This window comes from Achromobacter sp. HZ01, from assembly GCF_003267925.1.
In the GTDB taxonomy this organism is placed as follows: Bacteria; Pseudomonadota; Gammaproteobacteria; order Burkholderiales; family Burkholderiaceae_B; genus Achromobacter; species Achromobacter pulmonis_A.
Genome location: NZ_LWKV01000001.1, coordinates 716,397 through 733,837, shown reverse-complemented (window position 1 = coordinate 733,837; position 17,441 = coordinate 716,397). Strand labels below are relative to the sequence as shown.

Below are 17,441 nucleotides of genomic sequence, written 5' to 3'. Positions count from 1 at the left end.
CGGGTCGGCAGTAAAAAAATCTGCGATCCGCTTTATTTAATAAAATCTTATCTTTTCAACAAATTATCGAAATACATACAAACCCTAGGCAAATCGGTAAAATTCGTAAAGCAGCAGGCCTTCGGCAAGCACCCGGCCATGATTCGGCGGGGCACGACATACTCCCTGTCACCTCATTCAGCAAAGTTCCGTGCTCAATTACTTTTCCCCCATCAGCGCCCCAGGCGCCGCCGGCTGGACCGATGCGGCGGCGACCAAGCAGACCCGCGCCACGCAATTGCTGCGCAAGTTGCGCGACGCAGTCATCAGCGGCCGGCTGGCGCCCGGCGAACGCCTGGTGGTCGCCAGCCTGACCGAGGCCTTCGGCGCCGGGCAGACGCCGGTGCGCGAAGCACTGATGCGCCTGGCGAGCGAAGGCTTCGTGCTGTTGGAAGATCAGCGCGGCTTCACGGTCGCGCCCGTCAGCCGCGCGGAACTGGTCGACCTGACCGCCGCGCGCTGCGAAATCGAAGCGCTGGCGCTGCGCTGGTCGATCGAACACGGCGACGACGAATGGGAGGCGGCCTTGCTGGCCGCCACGCATCGCCTGTTGAAGCTGAACAAGCTCGGCGCCGACAGCCATTCCATCGATCCGGCATGGAATGAACGGCATATGGCGTTCCATCAGGCGCTCGTGGGCGCCTGTCCGAACCAATCCATACTGCAGATCCGCTCACTGCTGAGCGACCGCGCCGAACGCTACCGCCATCTTTCGGTGCGCTATCTCAAGGGAACCCGCGACGACCGCGGCGAGCACGAGGCGATCGCCGCGGCCGCCCTGGCGCGCGACATGGCCACCGCCGAAGCGCTCACGCGCCGCCACGTCGAATCCACCACGGCCATCCTGTTGGCGGAAATGGACGCGGGCAACCCCGGCCTGGAAACCCGCTGAAGGTAGCTCTTCAGCCGCCTGCCTGGCCGCCGTCGCCGGCCAGCGCGCCGCGCCATGCCTGCCCAATGATGCGCGCGTAGGCCGCGGGCACGTCGGCCACCGGCAGGGCCTTGGCCAGCCGGGTCACGTCCAGCGCATCGCGCAGCAAGGCGTCCAGCGCGCTTTCCTGGATGCCGAAACTGCGCAGATCGGTCGGGATGCCCAGCCTTCCCACCAGCGCGCGCAGCGCCACCGGCAGCCGGCGCACCGCCGCTTCCTCGTCGGCATCGGCAATGCCGAAGATGCGGGCGGCCTCCAGCAGTTCCGTAAAGCGCTCCTCGCGCAGCGCGTCCAGCACATACGGCAGGATGACCGCGTTGGTGCTGCCGTGGCTTTTGTGGGTCTGCCCCGCGATCGCATAGGCGATGCCGTGGGCCGCGTTCAGCCCCGCGCTGCCGTACGAAAGCGCGGCATAAAGGCTGGCGTACGACATGCCGATGCGCGCCTGCGCATCGGCGCCGTCGGCGTAGGCCCGTTCCAGCCACGCCGCGCACAGGCGCAGCGACTCCCTGGCGAACATCATGGTCAGCGACGAGCGGCCGCTGTAGCCCGGGTCCGCGCTGCCGCCGCGGTCGTACTGCGCGCTGTCCAGCGTCACCAGCGACTCGATGGCGTGCGTCAAGGCGTCGATGCCGGCGTCGGCCGTGACCCGCGCCGGACAGGTATAGGTGAATTCGGGATCGACCAGCGCGATCTGCGGCCGCAGCGCGTTGTCCATCACCGCGACCTTGGTGGCGTTGTCCGGGTCCACCAGGATCGCCCCCGGCGTCGCCTCCGAACCGGTGCCCGAGGTGGTTGGCAAGGCGATGAGCGGCAGCGGCCGGCAGCCGGCCAGGTCGCCCAGGAAATCGCGCACCGGGCGGCCTTCGGGCAAGGTCAGGCAGAGCGCCTTGGCCAGGTCGATATTGCTGCCGCCGCCCAAGGCGATGACGTGGTCGGGCCGCGCGCCGTCCAGGGCCGCACGCACCTGCCCGGTCGCCCGGTCGCACAGCGTGGTGGTCGGATCAGGCTCGCCGCCTTCGTACACCGCGAGACGCACGCCGCGCGCGCCGGCGGCCTCGACCAGCTCGCGCACCCAGGGCGTCTGCCTGGCGAAGAAGGCGTCCGTCACCACCACGCCCTGCCGATGGCCCAGGCGTTCCAGCAATGCCGGCAACTGGCCGCGGGCGCCGCAGCCGACGATCAGGCGGCCGGGCGCGCAGAAATGGATCAGGTCTTCAGTTCTCATGGGTGGACTCCGGAACGGCGGGAAAAATCCCGTGCTGAAGAAAGCGGCGGATCTGCCGCGCCACGTCCGCCGTGTTCTCGGTAAGCACGGAATGGCCGGCGCCGGCAATGACGTATTGCGACGCCCGCGGCAGCCCCTCGGACAGCCATAGGCCGTGGCTCAGCGGCGAGTCCGTGTCGTCGCTGCCGTGGATGACGAGCGCGGGTTCGGCGATCGCCGCCAGCGATGCGCGATGGTCCAGGCCGCGGATGGCCTGCCAGGTGGCGGCGACGGCGGCATGGTCGGCCGCCACGCGCATGCCCAGGCGCTGCTGGCGCTGCGCCACCTCGCGCAACAGCGCATCGCCCTCTTGCCTGAACCAATGCGCCTGCGCCAGGCACGGCGTGCCCGACACCAGCACCAGTCCGGCCGGACGCGCGGCGTTGCTGCGGCGCAGGGCTTCCAGGATGACCGAGACGCCCATGCTCCAGCCGGCCAGCACGTAGGGGCGGCCGCCGCAGTGCGCGCGCACCGCGTCGTCCAGATCGTCGGCGTAGCGTTCCAGCGCATAACCGCCGGCCGCGGTCGGCCGGGGCGCGGCACCGCGTCCGCGCAGATTGGGCAGCACCCAGGTCGCGGCGTCGGCCAGCGCCTCGGCCACCGGCGACCAGGCGGCGCGCGTGCCCTGGATGCCGTGGACCGCCACCACCCGAAGCGGCCCGCTACCCTTGATTTCAATGTCCATGTTGACGTCCGTCAAAGGAAAGCAACGGGCAGATGATGGAAAAGACGATACACGGCTTATATATCTCCAGAGGATGACTGGTGTTTTGCTATTCTTGCGCTGTCGAACGAGTAAGGAGAGAGGGATTGGCACGAGCCGCAAGCCCCGGCGCCGCCGGCGCCAAGCGCAAGTCCAGCGCGCCGTTGCCCGCAGTCGCCCCGATGCAGGCCAAGTCCAAGCTGAACGATGTGGCGTATCAGCTTCTGGAGGAGGCCATCGTGACGCTGAAGATTCCTCCCGGCACGCTGGTGTCCGAGCAGCGCCTGAGCGAAATGACCGGCGTCGGACGCACGCCGCTGCGCGAGGCCGTCCAGCGCCTGGCGCGCGAACACCTGATCGTGGTGATGCCGCAGCGCGGCCTGCAAATCCCAACCATAGACATCGGCAGGCAGCTGCGGCTGCTGGAAACCCGGCGCGAGATCGAGCGGCTGGTGTGCCGCAGCGCGGCCAAACGCGCCACGGCCAGCGAACGCAAGCGCTTCCAGCGGCTGGCCGACGAATTCAGCGCGGCCTCGGCCAAGAACAACGACGTCGCCTTCATGCGTTCGGACCGCGAATTCAACGAACTGTGCCTGACCGTGGCGCGCAACGAATTCACCGAAAGCGCCATGCGCGCGCTGCACGGCCTGTCGCGCCGGTTCTGGTATCTGCACTACAAGCAGGCGGCCGACCTGCCCGAAATGGCGCGCCTGCATGCGGCGGTCGCGTCGGCGATCGCACAGGGCGACGTGGCCGGCGCCGGGGAGGCGCTGGACCGGCTGGTCGACAACGTCGAAGCCTTCGCCCGGGCCACGGTGGCGCTCGACCGGCTTTGAACCGGCCCCTGCCCGCCGCCGCACCCTAGCGCCCCTGCAGGATGGCGGCCTCTTCGTCCGACAGCTGCGGGCCGTCGAGCGTGACGCGCGAGTGGTCGTTGCGAAAGCGCGCGATCACCGGCCGCAGCTCCTCTTTCACGTGCTTCTCGCTATAGCCGTTGAACAGGTGCCCGATCAGCCCGCGGCGCAGGTCGGTCGTGCCCATGAACCAGTCGGCGATGGGGAACGTCAGGTTCATGTTGTACTTCATCATGATCCCCATATTGTGGTGCGCCGTGTGGTGGCGCCGGATCGTATTGATGAAAGGCATGTTGCGCACGAACCAGTTGTCGTGCACGTGGCAGCAATAGTGGAAGGTCTCGTAGATCAGGTACTGCCCCACCATCGTCAGGAACAGGATGTACCCCGCGTTCGGATTGAAGACCAGCGCGGCGATGTAACCCAGCGCCGTGCCGGCCACGCCCAGCGTGGCGAGCACCCGCCACGGAAAGAACACGATCCGGAACTCCCGCGTGCTGTCGATGGTGGGCTCCAGGTCCGTGAAGTACTGGTGATGCTGGCGCGTATGCCGTTCATAGATGGCGCGCAGCGCGAACACGTCGATGCGCCGGTGCATCACGTAGCGGTGCAGGAACCACTCCACGAAATTGCCGGCCAGAAACACCGGCACGACCAGCAGCCACTCCCAGGTCGCGCCCTGGATCTGGGTCAGGCAGTACCAGATCGCCGCCGCGCCCACGGCGTACATCACGCCGATGTGCAGCAGGCCGTTGTACAGCGGACTGATGTCCGCCTTGTACTCCTCGCGGAACTTGCGTTGTCGTTCGGTCATCATGGCCAGCCTCCTTACGCCGATAACGTACACAACTAATATATTAGTTTGCGCAGGCTAGCGCGCGCCCCGGTACAAACCCCTATCGGATATTTTTTGAATCCAACTAATATATTAGTTGAGTACAAAATCGCAGGACCACAACGGGAGACTAGCTATGGATATGTCCATTAGCGCGGTAGCAGCACGCACCAGTGTCGCCGCTCGTCTAGAGCGCCTGCCGATCACCGGCTATCAGCGAGGCTTGTTCGCCATCATCGCGACCGCCTGGTTCTTCGATTCCATGGACCTCGGAATCATGACCTTCGTGCTCGGTTCCATCAAAGCCGAATTCGGCCTGACGGCCATGCAGACCGGCCTGCTGGCCAGCTCCAGCTTCCTCGGCATGTTTCTCGGCGCGGCCACCGCCGGCCTGCTGGCCGACCGTTTCGGCCGCAAGCCCGTGTTCCAGGTCAGCATGGTGTTCTGGGGCATGGGCAGCCTGCTTTGCGGCTTCGCCCAGGACGTCGACTCGCTGATGATCTACCGCGTGCTGCTGGGCTTCGGCATGGGCATGGAGTTTCCCATCGGCCTGTCCATGGTGTCCGAGATCGTGCCCGCCAAAAGCCGCGGCCGCTACGTCGCCATCCTCGAAGGCTTCTGGCCCATCGGCTTTATCGCCGCCGGCATCGTCGCGTACTTCTGTCTGCCGCTGATAGGCTGGCGCGGCATCTTCATCCTGCTGGCCATCCCCGCCCTCTTCGTCTTCTATGTGCGCCGCTATGTGCCCGAATCCCCGCGCTGGCTGGAAGACGCCGGACGCACCGACGAGGCCGACGCCGTCACCGGCCGCTTCGAACATTCCGTGATGCGCTCGGGCCGCCTGAGCGAATTGCCGCCCGTCACCGACCTCACCGCCCAGGCCCGCCCCAGCCGCCGCGCGCTCTATGCCGAACTGTGGCACGGCATCTACGCCAAGCGCACGGCCATGCTGTGGATACTGTGGTTCTTCGCCCTGCTCGGCTACTACGGCCTGACCACCTGGCTGGGCGCGCTGCTGCAGCAGGCCGGCTACGAAGCCACCAAGTCGGTGCTGTACACCGTGTACATCTCGCTGGCCGGCATCCCCGGATTCATCTTCGCCGCCTGGCTGCTGGAAGCCTGGGGCCGCAAGCCCGCCTGCGTGCTGACCCTGCTCGGCAGCGCCGTGTCCGCCTACCTCTACGGACAGGCCGCGGCCATGCAGGCGCCCCTGCCCTACCTGATCGGAGCCGGCCTGTGCATGCAGTTCTTCCTTTTCGGCATGTGGTCGGTGCTATACGCCTACACGCCGGAGCTCTACCCCACGCGCTCGCGCGCCACCGGCGCCGGCTTCGCCTCGTCCATCGGCCGCGTCGGCTCGCTGGTCGGCCCTTACGTGGTCGGCGTGCTGCTGCCCCTTACCGGCCAGGCCGGCATCTTCGCGCTGGGCGCGGCGTCCTTCGTCATCGCGGGACTGGTCGTGATCGTGCTGGGCGCGGAAACCAAGGGGCGGTCGCTGGAGGAGCTGTCGCATTGAGGACGCGCGCTGAAGTGTCATGCTTGTGGGTCGCAGGCAAGCTGGGTGTCGCGCGTTGGGAAATCGTGTTCTTGCGAACGCGGTCTCGCGCTATACCCATCCTACGCATCCATGCCGATGGTCGCGGCAAAGCTTCTATCGCAACTTCTTCACCTCCACCGGCGTCACCGTGGCTGGCCGCTTGCCGTACTCCACCCGCAGCCAGTTGGCGAGTTCGCTGATGTTCTCGTCGGACAGCGTGCGCGCAAACCCCGGCATGGGCTGCATCCGCTCCAGGCCGGGCAGCTCGTGCTCCGGCAGGCCGTCGAGTATCGCAACCAGCAGGTTGTGGGAATCGGGATCGGTCACGCTGGTGTTGCCGAGCAGGGCCGGCGCCACGTGCGGCACGCCCTTGCCATTGGCCTCATGGCACCCGGCGCACAGGGCCAGATAATGCGAGCGTCCGAGCAGGCTGGCGCTGCTCGCCGATGCGGCGCCGCCGGCCGCCTCCGCGTCCGCCTTCGCCTGCGGGCCGGACGCGAACAGGTAAGACACGGCGGCATCTATGTCCGATCTGCGCCATTTGCTGGTCGAGAGATTCACCGCCTCCAGCATTCCTCCCGAGGCCACCGCGATCGAACCGACGCCGGTGCTCAGATAAGCTTTGAGTTCGCCCTCGGTCCAGCCGCGGGCCAGCAGGCCGGCCCGCGTGATATCGGGCGCGCCAAGACGCGCCAGCGCGTTGTTGCCCGCCAGCGGCCGGCTCAGGTCCATTTGCCCCAACGCGCCGCGCGGCGTGTGGCATTCGCCGCAATGCCCCAGCGTGTTGACCAGATACTCGCCGCGCAGCCACCCGGCGTCGTTTTCCGCGCGCCGATCCGGCGGTCCGCCGTCGGCGAACAGGAAATTCCAGAAATACAGTCCATACCTGAGGTTGAACGGGAACGACAGCCCGTTTTCGGGATTGGGCTGATCGACCGCCGGAACATTCATCAGGTAGGCATACATCGCATCGCTATCCTCCCTGCTGGTGTTCCGGTACGAGGTGTACGGCATCGCGGGATACAGCAGGTGCCCGTCCCGGGCTACGCCCCGGGTGAGCGCCCGATAGAATTCCTCGGCCGTATACCGGCCGATGCCATGCTCGGGGTCCGGCGTGATGTTGGTCGAATAGATCGCCCCGAAAGGCGTGGACAAAGCCTGCCCGCCGGCGTAAGGCGCGCCGTCCTGCGCCGTATGGCAGGCTGCGCAATCCGCGACCGTCGCCAGGTATTTGCCCAGCGCGATCTGCCCGGCATCCGCCTCGACATGCTGCACAGGATCGGACTGGGCCAGCCAGCGCCTGCCTTCCTGCACCGCGACGAAAGCGCATGCGGCCAGCACGATCGCGGCCGCCCCGCCCGCCAGCCAACGCGCCGGACGGCGGCGGCGCTTGTTATCGACGTGTTCATCCATGATTGCCGCGCCTCACCAGTCCGGGCGTATTCAGGACGACTTCCCTGACCGCTTCGAAGTAGCGCACATAGCCGGTGCAGCGGCACAGGTGCGGATCGAGCGCCGCAGTCACGGCCGCGTCGACTTCGTGCTCGGCGATCGGCGCGCGCTGCAAGGTCTCCACCAGAACGGTGGCCGCATTCACGAATCCCGGCGTGCAATAGCCGCATTGAAAACTGTAGTGGTCGACGAACGCCTGCTGCACCGCGGACAAGGCGACCACGGCGCCTTTCTCATCGTGCCGCGCATGCCCCTCGATGGTGCGCACTTTCCTGCCTTGGAAGTAATGCGCGCCGGTAATGCAGGTGCGCACCTCCCGCGGACCGGCGGCATCGTCGACGATCACGGTGCATGCCCCGCACTCGCCCTGGCCGCAGCCGAAGCGCGTACCCGTGAGGTTCAGGTATTCATGCAGCACATCGACCATCATCATGTCCTCCGGGACTTCATACGGCCCGTAGGTCTTGCCGTTGACGTCCAGCGTCAGAGGCCGGGATTTAATGGAATTGTTCATATTGCGTCCTGGTTCTGGATCTGCGGGTCCGACGGCGCCTGCAGCGCGGCCAGAATCTTGTCGGGGCTGATCGGCAGCTCGCGGAAGCGATGGCCCGTGGCGTGGGCGATGGCGTTGGCCAGCGCCGGCACGATGGGCATCATGGACAGCTCGCCGATGCCCTTGAAGGGATCGGAGCCCGACAACGGCGGCAGTATTTCCGCGGTCTGCGTCCATACCGCGACATCGCGCGCGCGCGGCAGCCGGTAGCGGTTGAAGTTCCACGTGCCGTTGCCCGGCCCGTCCTCATAAAGCGGCAGGTATTCGTGCAGCGCGTGGCCGATGCCCATGGCCGCCCCGCCCTGCAATTGCCCGGACACCAGCTCGGGAACGATCTGGTTGCCGCACTCCAGCACCGAATGGTGGCGCAGGATTTCCACCTTGCCGCTGGCCTTCTCGACCGCGACTTCGGCAAGCACGCCCAGCGTGCTGACCAGCAGGAATCCCGCATCGTTGCGCCGCACGGCGGGAAACGCGGCCCGCGTGCGGGCAATGAAGCGATAGCCGTTGGCGGTAGGCGTGCCCTGCGCGTCCGGCGCGCTGCCGTCGCCCCGGCGTATGGCCAGGCCGTCGAGCTGCCAGCGCTCGGTGCCGGACGGCAGCTCGAAATCGGATTCGGTCCATTGGGCGCGGCTGAAGTCATGCACGGCCACGCCGGTGACCAGATTCAACTCGTAGGCCTTGCGCGCCAGCTCCTCCAGCGGCAATGGCGTCATGCCGCCCGCCGTCAGCCGCCCGCCCACCCAGCGGGCCTCTTCCGGCCGCACCACCGAGGAGGCCCACTGGCCGCCGCCTATGCCCCGGCTCCAGATCGCCACCGCCGCCGGCCACAGGCCGTGCATGAACAGAAAACGGCTGGCCTCGATGGTGGTGTGGCTGAAGTAGTAGGCGGAATTCGACGCCGACGAGGGCGAGGACAGATAAGGCGTCCAGTACGGGTCCTGCGCCAGGCGGTCCTGGGTCGCCTGCGACATGATGCGCGGATTTTCGCTGGCCACCATGGGCAGCTCGGGCCAGCGCGTCTGGCCCCACTCGGCGACGTCCGCCGGCCGGCCCAGCCACTTGGCGCAGGCACAGGCCTGGCTGGTGGTCGAGCCGGTGCCGATCTCGACGGCGACGTGGCGCAGCTCGATACGTCCGTCGCGCGTCAGCGCGACCCCGGCGAACGCGGCATCGGCGCCGTTGCCGTACTCGCGATAGGCGCAGGCGGCCCCCACGCCATAAAGCCGGCCCGGATGCTCGGCCTCGTAGGCCGACTTGCGCCGGTGGCGCTCCTGCCACAGCACATGCGCGCGCATCCGCTTCAGCACCTCGGCGCCGCGCAGCTCGCCCCCAGGGACGGCTCCCTGCGTGTTCTTCATGTTGGCGCGCATGACGTTGCGCAGCCGCAGCTCGATGGGGTCCAGGCCCAGTTCCTGCGCGATCTCGTCGACCAGCATTTCGGTCGCGCCTATGCTTTGCACCATGCCGACGCCGCGCACCGCGGCCGCATCCACGGCGCGCGACGCCAGCATCGTGCTCATCAGATCGCTGCGCGGAAAATAGTAAAGAGACTGCGCGCCCATCAGCGTGGCGAACCCAACGATGGGCGAACCGCTGCGGCGCCCGCCGCCATTGCCGACCAGATTGGCCTGGAATATCTGGAATTTCCCGCTCTCGCGATCGACCGCGATGCGGTACCGCACCCGGAAGCTGTGCCGCTTGGTGCCGAACTGGAACTGCTCGTAGCGGTCGTTGGCCAACCGCAGCGGCCGGCCATCCGCATACAGCGCGGCGAGCATGGGCATCAACTGGGACATGCTGGCCTCTTTGGCGCCGTAGCCGACGGTATGGCAGGACGTCATCAGAATGCGCCTGACGCCGTGCCGGCTGGCCGCCAGCATGTGCGCCGCCTGCTGCAGCAGTTCCTGCGGGGCCTGCGATGCGACGATCGCGTGCAGCGTACCGCTCTTGCGGTCGTACCAGCAGTTGCCGTTATCGGTCTCCAGCGGCGCCGGCTCGATGGACTGGGAAAAATACTCGCGGCCCACCACCAACTCCCCCGGTCCGGGCCGTTCCAGGGCCTCGGCGATCGCCTGCGCATGCGCCAGGCCCGCGGCATCGACCGCATCGCTGTGCGCCCATTCGGGCACCTGCTTGACGAAGCGCGCCGGCCGCAGCGCCTTGTCCTTGAAGCTGGAATAAACGTCGTCGGCCAGCGGGTCCGCTGCGCCCACCCGCACATAGCGCAGGCTGGCCCAGGGATCGCGCTCCAGCGGCTGGCCCTGCCCCACGAAGCGGATCGCGCCGGGGCTGGATTTCAGTTGGGATTTGGCGGCCCTGAAGCGCGCGAAGTCATGCCAGATCAGTATGGCCACGGCCTGCCCCAGATAGGCCGGCGTGCTTCCCTCTGGCAGCAGGAAGTCGCCGTCCTCGGACACGACGCCATCGCGCTTCAGGTCTTGCGCGGTAACCACTCGGTCGGGCTGCAGCCCGGCGCCGAGCACGCCCAGATCGATGCCGGCAAACACGCCGTCGGCGCGCGTCACGCGCAGTATCATCGCGTGGGATTGCGTCTGCGGCCATTCAGGCTGGTCGATGGCGCGCATATCGAAGCCGAACGTCTTCGCGCCCGTCACCTTGGCCAGCGCATCGATGCGGTGGCGCATTCTCCCGGCCTGCGCGTCCCACGCCGCCAGCGGCGCCGCTTGCGGCTGCGCGGCGGCGAGCGCCAGGCGGGCGGGCTTGACCAAGGCAACCGCGATTCCGGAGACGACGCCACTCCATAGAAAGTCGCGCCTGGTGAAACCCTTGCTCATTTTTTCGGCCCCTATGCCACGGTTCTGCATGCATTGCCCGCGGCGCTGCATGAGAATGGGTGTAAGAAGCTGACGATTCTGTCAGCCGCACCCGGGCACGTCCTGCACGAAAGCGACAAAGAATCGCTAAGACCGGCCAAGCCCCGGATCGGCCGGGCGGGGCATATGGATTTATTCGCCGGCGCGGGCCAGCTCGGCAAAATACTTGGCGGGCGGCTTGCCCACGGCCTTTCTGAACATGGAGATGAAGGCCGTCACGGACTCATAACCGAGATGGTCGGCCACGCGCTGCACCGAAATACCGTCGGCGAGCTGGTGCATGGCCACGATCAGGTGCAACTGCCGGCGCCAGTGGCCGAACGACAGCCCGACCTCCTGGCGCACCAGCCGGGCCAGGGACCGCTCGCTCATGGCGACTTCCCTGCCCCAGGCCTCCAGGGTGCGCCTGTCGGCCGGATTCTCGGTCAGCATCGTCGCGATCCTGCGCATGCGCGGATCCGAAGAAGTAGGCAGGTGCAACAGCTCGAGCGGCATCTTGACCAGCTCTTCCAGCAAGACGACGGCCTTGCGCCCGGTCGGGCTGTCCGGCGCGTAGCAGCCGTCTTCCTGCGCCAGGTCCAGTATCAGCTCGCGCACCAGGGGCGTGATGGACAGCGTGCAGCATTGCTGCGGCAGCCGCGCGGCGTCCGGGCGCACGAAGAGATTGCAGATGTGCGCGTTGTCCGTGGCACGCATGCTGTGCTCCATCTGCCCGGGTATCCATACCGCGCATCCGGGCGGCACCATCCAGATCGAATTCGGCACCTCGCAGGTCACGCCGCCGCGCAAGGCCAGCACCAACTGTCCGTAGCGATGCCGGTGCACCGGCACCTCGCTCTTGCGCCCCGTGAGCTCCACCTGCCGGCCGATCACGGGCGCGCCGGAGGTCTCGAACGCATCGAGGTTCTCGGTATCCAGAGCCGACACAATCGTCATGCCATTCACTTTGACCTGATTGAGCGATTTTTTGCCATTTTAGGCCGTATACACACTAACGGCCAGACCCTATCCTGCCTGGGATGGACGCTATCGATCTCCACGTACTGCGCAATCTGCTGCAATGGCGGCGGGCCGGATATCGCGCGCTGCTGCTCACGGTGGTGCGCACCTGGGGCTCCTCGCCGCGTCCCGTCGGCGCCATGATGGCCCTGTGCGAAGACGGCAGAACCGCAGGCTCCATCTCCGGCGGCTGCGTCGAGGACGACCTGATCGAACACCATGCCCGCGGCCACTCAGGCATGCCCGAGCGGGCGCCGCAGCTCGTCCGCTATGGCGTCAGCGCGGATGAGGCGCATCGCTTCGGCCTGCCTTGCGGCGGCACGCTGGAGCTGGTCATCGAGTTCAATCCCGAACCCGGCCCATTGGACGAACTGCTGCAACGGCTGCTGGCGGGCGAACTGGTGCGCCGCACGGTGTGCTGCCAGGACGGCGCGGTGCGGCTGGATCGCGCCCAGACACCGGACGCCTTGCGCTTTGACGGCGCCACGCTGGAAAACACGCTCGGCCCGGGCTACCGCATGCTGCTGATCGGCGCCGGCGCGCTGGCCGAGTATCTGGCCACCATGGCGCTGTTCAACGGATTCTCTGTCACCGTCTGCGATCCGCGCGCCGAACGCCGCGACGGCTGGCCCATCGCCGGGGTGGAACTGGTGGCCGAGATGCCCGACGACGCAGTGACCGCGTTTCGTCCCGACCTGCGCAGCTGCATCGTGGCGCTGACCCACGATCCCAAGCTCGACGACCTGGCGCTGCTCGAGGCCATCGACAGCCCGGCCTTCTACGTGGGCGCCATCGGCTCCCGGCGCAACAGCGAAAACCGCCGGGAAAGAATGAAAACGTACTGCGGCCAGACCGACGCCAGTCTCGCCCGGCTCAAAGGCCCGGTCGGCCTGTACATCGGCAGCAAGACGCCGGCGGAAATCGCGGTCAGCATCATGGCCGAAATCCTGGCCGTGAAAAACGGCGTCGATCTGCCGTCGGCCTGCTCGATCGCCGCGTCGAAGCCGCGCTGAGTTCCGGGCGTTGCCGCGCCGGGGCGGAAAGGACTATCTTTGATACTCCCGCCGGAACTGTCCCAGCCATGCCGAAACGCCCGATCTTCCGCTACGCGCTGGCCCTGCTGCTGCTCGCGTCGGCCGGTTTCGGCGCCTGGCTGTTCAGCCTGCCCGCGGCGCCCGCCGGCGCGCCCGCGCCGCCGGTTCCGCCGCAGGAAATGGACGCCCTGCTCGCCTCGCTCGCGCCGCCCAAACGGCAGCGCCCGCTGGTGGCGGTGGTGGGCCTGAACGACGCCACCGAGACCACCGACTATCTGATGCCTGCCGGCATATTGCGCCGCGCCAACATCGCCGACGTGGAAATGCTGGCGAGCGCGCCCGGCCCGGTAAAGCTGTATCCCGCGCTCGCGGTACAGCCCGACGCCACCCTCGCCGGGTTCGACGCGCGCCATCCGGCCGGGGCCGACTACGTCATCGTGCCCGCCATGAGCCGCGACGACGATCCCGCCATCCTGGCCTGGCTGCTTGCACAGTCCCGCAAGGGCGCGACCATACTCGGCGTGTGCGCCGGGGCCAAGGTCGTGGCCGCCGCCGGCCTGCTCGACGGCAAGCGCGGCACCACCCATTGGTATTACCTGAACGACCTGCTGCGCGCGCATCCGTCGATCTCCTACGTCGCGGACCGGCGCGTCGTGACGGACCGGGGCGTGGCGACCAGCACCGGAATCTCCGCCTCCATGCCCATGATGCTCATGCTGATCGAGGCCATCGCCGGGCGGCAAAAGGCCGAGGCCGTGGCCGGCGACCTCGGCCTGCCCGCCTGGGACGCGCGCCACGCCAGCCGCAACTATGCGCTGACCCGGCCCTTCGTCACGACGGTGCTGGGCAACTCGCTGGCGTTCTGGAACCGCGAACGGATCGGCGTGGCGCTTGCGCCCGGCATGGACGAAGTCTCGCTCGCGCTGGTGGCCGACGCCTGGTCGCGCACCTACCGTTCCAGAGCCGCGTCGTACGCGGATTCGCCGCAACCGGTACAGACCCGCAACGGCATACGCATCGTTCCCGACGCGGCCGCGGCCGACTGGCCGGGGCACGCGCGCATCGCCACCGCGACCGAGCAGCGGCCGGCCCAGGCGCTGGACCGGACACTGCAGGCCATCGCCGGCCGCTACGGTGCGTCCACCGCCGACATGGTCGCCGTGCAACTGGAATACCCGTGGCAAGGAGCGCATGGCCGTTTTTCCGCAGCGCTGCCGCGGTAATTGTGTCAAAACCTGGCGCAGCCGCGCCGTCCGGCCGTTGATGACACGCCTGGAAACATCCGGGCTGGCCGGTTTGGAAACACCCGCCTACGATCGGTGACTCGACTCGCGCCGCCCTGGAGCTCCGATGCGCGTATTGCAGTCGCTCAAGTCCCGTATCGCAGCCGCGCTGGCCGGCATCGGCACGCTCGTGGCCGCGGCCAGCGTGGCGCTCTATGGCGCGTACGGCAAGATCAGCCGCGGCGCCGAGCCGATGTTCGCCGCCGGCACGACCATCCAGACCGGCCAATGGCGGGTGGTGCCGCAACGCGCCTGGACCGCGTCGGGCAAGGCCTACGGCGTGCCGGTAAAGCCCGGCGCCACGGCGCTGGTGCTGGAAGCCGAACTGACCAACCGCACGGCGGAATCCAGCGCCGACTATCTCGGCGTGTTCCGCTGGAACGAGGCCGCCGGCAAGCCGTATGTGGTGGGCCTGCGCGACTCGCTGCAAATGCCCTACCTGCAGCCCGGCCTGCCCGAACGCGTCGCCTTCATCTGGACGCTGCCGCCCTCCGCCGCCGCGCCCGCGCAGGCCGCCTTCGCGGTGGCGAGCAAGACCTACAAGCCCATCGACAACCTGTACGGCGCGCCCGGCTGGTTCAATCCCGCCGTCGTGGGCCGGGTCGAGCTGCCCGTGGCGCAAGACGGCGCGAAGGCGGTGCAATGAGCGCGCGCCTGGGCTCGCTGCTGCTGATTCTCGCCTCGGCGCTGGCGTTGTACGGCATGCAGCGCAGCACGCCGCGCTACATGGACCTGACCGGTCCCATCGTCGAACGCGGCGTCATGGGCGTGGCGGTCGACACCCGCCTGTTCCAGGCCACGGTCGAGCGCGTGCAGTTTGCGCGGCAACTGGCCTATCGGCGCCTGGGCGCGGAGCAGGTCCGCGACACCGGCGGGGTGTGGGCCATCGTGTGGCTGCGCCTGGCCGCCGCCGACACCTCGGCCACCATGGCCGAAGCCGCGTGGCTCGGGCCCGATGGCCTGGCCTACCGCCACACCGACCGCCTGTCGCTTGCGCGCGGCGTGCCGCCCTACGCGCTGGACCCGGGCCTGCCGCGCAGCGTGCGGCTGGTGTTCGAAATCCGTCCCGACCAGGCGCGCGGCGCCGCCCTGCTGCTGTCCTCGCGCTACGGGCCGCGCCTGGATTCGCAGGCGCGCATCGCGCTGGACGACGTACCCGTCGACGCCGATGGCCGGCCCCAAGCCATCGCCCGATACGATCTGGACCAGGAGAGCCCGCCTTGAACGACGCCCAGCCCGCCGAGCGCCGCTGGCGCCGGCGCAGCCTCTGGCTCCTACCTCCGTTGCTGCTGCTGACGCTCTTCTGGGGCGGACGCGAAAACGCGGCGCGTTGGCTTCAGGGACGCGAACTGCGGCCGCACGACGTGACGGCAGGCGCCACGGCGCCGCTGGGTGGCGCCCGTTGGAGCCTGCAGGAATTCGGCGTCATGGCGCCGCCGGCCAACAAAGGCTGGCTGCCCGGCTCGCGCGCGGCGCTGGCCGCCTTCTCGGTGCACGTGGAAGCCTCCGACCTGCCCACGCGCTGGCGCGGCTGCCGTATCGCGCTGCACGACGCGCGCGGACGCACCTGGCTGCCCGCCATCGAGCCGGCGCTGCGCGTGCCGCCGGCCGCGGCGCGCGGCTGCGTGGCCGCCGCGCATCGCGGCATCGCGCCCGGCTCGCGCGTCGTCATCATCGAAGCCTTCATGGTGCCGGCCGACGCCGAGCCGCCCTGGTCGCTGTCCGTCTCCATGGACAGCGACCGGCCGGCCTACCTGCGCTTCACGCCGCCCGCGCCCGGCTGATCAGGCGGCCGCGGCCGCCGCGCGGCGCGACTGCCATGGCGCGAACGCGCTCTCCAGCACGGCCGCCAGAAAGCAGATGCGCAAAGGCTCGATCAGCAGGCCGGTGGACGAATCCCGGAACGGGCTGCCGAACAACAGCGACACCGCCTGCGCCAGCACCTGCCAGGTGTCCAGGTCATGCGGCCCGATCAGGCGCGCCGCGCCATACCACAGCCACGCCGCGCCCCAGTCGATCAGCCGATACCCCACGATCAGCGTCACCAGCAGCAGCGTGCCGCTATGGAAGGCCAGCCGCACGCCATTGGCCAGCGGCAGATAGCGCTTGCGATAGCCCGCCACGAAATGCTCGACGAAATCCCGCAGGAAACGCGGCATCGAACGGTAGCGCTCGCCCAGGCGCTGCAGACGGTCATAGCGCCGCAACTCCGCGTCCTCGCGCACGTCGTAGCCGTAGACCAGGGCCGCCATCACCAGCCACACGACCGGCAGCAGCGCATAGAAGAACAGGCGCGCCAGCGCCGCCCCCAGGGTCGGGCCCTGCGCCTCCACCGGCGTCATGCCCGCGGCCCAAGCGTCCGACAGCGGCGTCAGCGCGTTCAGAAAAGACTGCAGCAGCGCGTCCAGCCCGCGCTTGTCGATCAGCCATTGCCAGGCCTGGTCCTTCCACCGGCTGATCACGTACAGGCCGATAAGAATCCAGTTGGTCTCGCACAGCACCACCAGCCACTGCCAGCCGCTGCGCCCCGTGCGGTCGCGCGCCGCCACCGCCGCCTTGCGCACCAGCCACGAGATCGCCACCGACACCAGCAGCCAGCGCGAATCCAGCGCGTCCAGCACCTGCCCGTGCTCGCCCAGCGGGTCCAGGCCCAAGGCCAACCGCGAATACTGCCGCACCGTATCGCCCAGGAATCCCCAGGCCGCGTAATACGCGAAAAACGGCAGCAAGGCCACGGTCAGCACCTGCCCCAGCCGCCCCTGCCCGCCGCCATCCGCCGCCGCGCCGGCGCGCGCCGCTTCCTGCGCGCCGCGCAAGGCCGGCAGGCCCGGAAGCAGCACCAGGAACATGGCCACCGTCGTCACCAGCTGCGCCAGCGCCACCAGCGTCAGCACCGCCAGGCCGGACAGATGGTGGGCGAAACCGGTATGCACCGCCGCCCACAGCAGCACATCGTGGGCCAGCGAGCCGGCCAGCACCAGGGCCATCAATTGCGGCCAGAACCGCAGCCACAGCCTGCCGGTAAGCGCCCACGGCGCAAGCACCGCCTCGAGCATTTCGCCACCCTGTCGTCGCGCAGATCAGTAGCGGTCGATCATAAGACTGCGCCGGCGGGCG

Annotated in this window: 16 protein-coding genes; 8 read left to right on the top strand and 8 right to left on the bottom strand. The window is 68.3% G+C overall.

Annotation, left to right across the window (positions count from 1 at the left end):
• Positions 1-190: 190 nt before the first annotated feature.
• Entirely contained in the window at positions 191-931 is a 741-nt protein-coding gene (locus A6B37_RS03485) for an FCD domain-containing protein (protein WP_111824912.1), read from the top strand.
• Between the two features lie 10 nt (positions 932-941).
• Here A6B37_RS03485 and A6B37_RS03480 read toward each other — a convergent pair whose 3' ends face one another.
• Positions 942-2,198, bottom strand: a complete 1,257-nt coding sequence (locus tag A6B37_RS03480) for an iron-containing alcohol dehydrogenase (protein WP_111824911.1) — start codon at positions 2,196-2,198, stop codon at positions 942-944.
• On the bottom strand, positions 2,188-2,922 hold the full coding sequence (locus A6B37_RS03475) for an alpha/beta hydrolase (RefSeq protein WP_111825529.1): 735 nt from the start codon (positions 2,920-2,922) through the stop codon (positions 2,188-2,190). The genes A6B37_RS03480 and A6B37_RS03475 overlap by 11 nt, the downstream gene beginning before the upstream one ends.
• 200 nt (positions 2,923-3,122) lie before the next feature.
• Here A6B37_RS03475 and A6B37_RS03470 point away from each other — a divergent pair, with 200 nt between their 5' ends.
• Positions 3,123-3,776: a GntR family transcriptional regulator gene (locus A6B37_RS03470; RefSeq protein WP_102775928.1), complete on the top strand. Its 654-nt coding sequence runs from the start codon at positions 3,123-3,125 to the stop codon at positions 3,774-3,776.
• A 25-nt stretch (positions 3,777-3,801) separates the two neighbouring features.
• On the opposite strand, the gene A6B37_RS03465 is transcribed toward A6B37_RS03470, so the two are convergent.
• A complete protein-coding gene (locus A6B37_RS03465) occupies positions 3,802-4,611 on the bottom strand; it encodes a fatty acid hydroxylase family protein (protein WP_111824910.1) in 810 nt (269 codons plus the stop codon).
• A 154-nt stretch (positions 4,612-4,765) separates the two neighbouring features.
• Here A6B37_RS03465 and A6B37_RS03460 point away from each other — a divergent pair, with 154 nt between their 5' ends.
• Complete coding sequence (locus A6B37_RS03460; RefSeq protein WP_102775926.1) at positions 4,766-6,145, top strand: MFS transporter; 1,380 nt, start codon at positions 4,766-4,768, stop codon at positions 6,143-6,145.
• 135 nt (positions 6,146-6,280) lie between these two features.
• Here the strand turns inward: A6B37_RS03460 and A6B37_RS03455 are convergent, their stop codons facing one another.
• The 4 genes from A6B37_RS03455 to A6B37_RS03440 all read right to left on the bottom strand — a co-directional run bounded on the left by A6B37_RS03455 (position 6,281) and on the right by A6B37_RS03440 (position 11,944).
• Complete coding sequence (locus A6B37_RS03455; protein WP_111824909.1) at positions 6,281-7,579, bottom strand: cytochrome c; 1,299 nt, start codon at positions 7,577-7,579, stop codon at positions 6,281-6,283.
• On the bottom strand, positions 7,572-8,132 hold the full coding sequence (locus A6B37_RS03450; RefSeq protein WP_111824908.1) for a (2Fe-2S)-binding protein: 561 nt from the start codon (positions 8,130-8,132) through the stop codon (positions 7,572-7,574). The genes A6B37_RS03455 and A6B37_RS03450 overlap by 8 nt, the downstream gene beginning before the upstream one ends.
• On the bottom strand, positions 8,129-10,969 hold the full coding sequence (locus A6B37_RS03445) for a molybdopterin cofactor-binding domain-containing protein (protein ID WP_111824907.1): 2,841 nt from the start codon (positions 10,967-10,969) through the stop codon (positions 8,129-8,131). The genes A6B37_RS03450 and A6B37_RS03445 overlap by 4 nt, the downstream gene beginning before the upstream one ends.
• A 171-nt stretch (positions 10,970-11,140) precedes the next feature.
• Positions 11,141-11,944: a helix-turn-helix transcriptional regulator gene (locus A6B37_RS03440; protein WP_111824906.1), complete on the bottom strand. Its 804-nt coding sequence runs from the start codon at positions 11,942-11,944 to the stop codon at positions 11,141-11,143.
• Between the two features lie 83 nt (positions 11,945-12,027).
• On the opposite strand from A6B37_RS03440, the gene A6B37_RS03435 reads away from it, so the two are divergent.
• From A6B37_RS03435 to A6B37_RS03415, 5 genes are all read left to right on the top strand, one after another.
• Complete coding sequence (locus tag A6B37_RS03435) at positions 12,028-13,020, top strand: XdhC family protein (RefSeq protein WP_111824905.1); 993 nt, start codon at positions 12,028-12,030, stop codon at positions 13,018-13,020.
• A gap of 68 nt (positions 13,021-13,088) precedes the next feature.
• Positions 13,089-14,264 (top strand): DJ-1/PfpI family protein, encoded by a 1,176-nt coding sequence (locus A6B37_RS03430; RefSeq protein ID WP_111824904.1) that lies wholly within the window; start codon positions 13,089-13,091, stop codon positions 14,262-14,264.
• Positions 14,265-14,391: 127 nt separating this feature from the next.
• The gene (locus A6B37_RS03425) at positions 14,392-14,970 is read left to right on the top strand and encodes a hypothetical protein (protein ID WP_111824903.1); all 579 of its coding nucleotides are present in this window, start codon (positions 14,392-14,394) and stop codon (positions 14,968-14,970) included.
• Positions 14,967-15,548 (top strand): hypothetical protein, encoded by a 582-nt coding sequence (locus A6B37_RS03420; protein WP_111824902.1) that lies wholly within the window; start codon positions 14,967-14,969, stop codon positions 15,546-15,548. Before A6B37_RS03425 ends, A6B37_RS03420 begins: the two co-directional genes overlap by 4 nt.
• Positions 15,545-16,108: a hypothetical protein gene (locus A6B37_RS03415; protein ID WP_111824901.1), complete on the top strand. Its 564-nt coding sequence runs from the start codon at positions 15,545-15,547 to the stop codon at positions 16,106-16,108. Before A6B37_RS03420 ends, A6B37_RS03415 begins: the two co-directional genes overlap by 4 nt.
• Here A6B37_RS03415 and A6B37_RS03410 read toward each other — a convergent pair whose 3' ends face one another.
• Complete coding sequence (locus A6B37_RS03410) at positions 16,109-17,380, bottom strand: hypothetical protein (protein WP_111824900.1); 1,272 nt, start codon at positions 17,378-17,380, stop codon at positions 16,109-16,111.
• Positions 17,381-17,441: the final 61 nt, after the last annotated feature.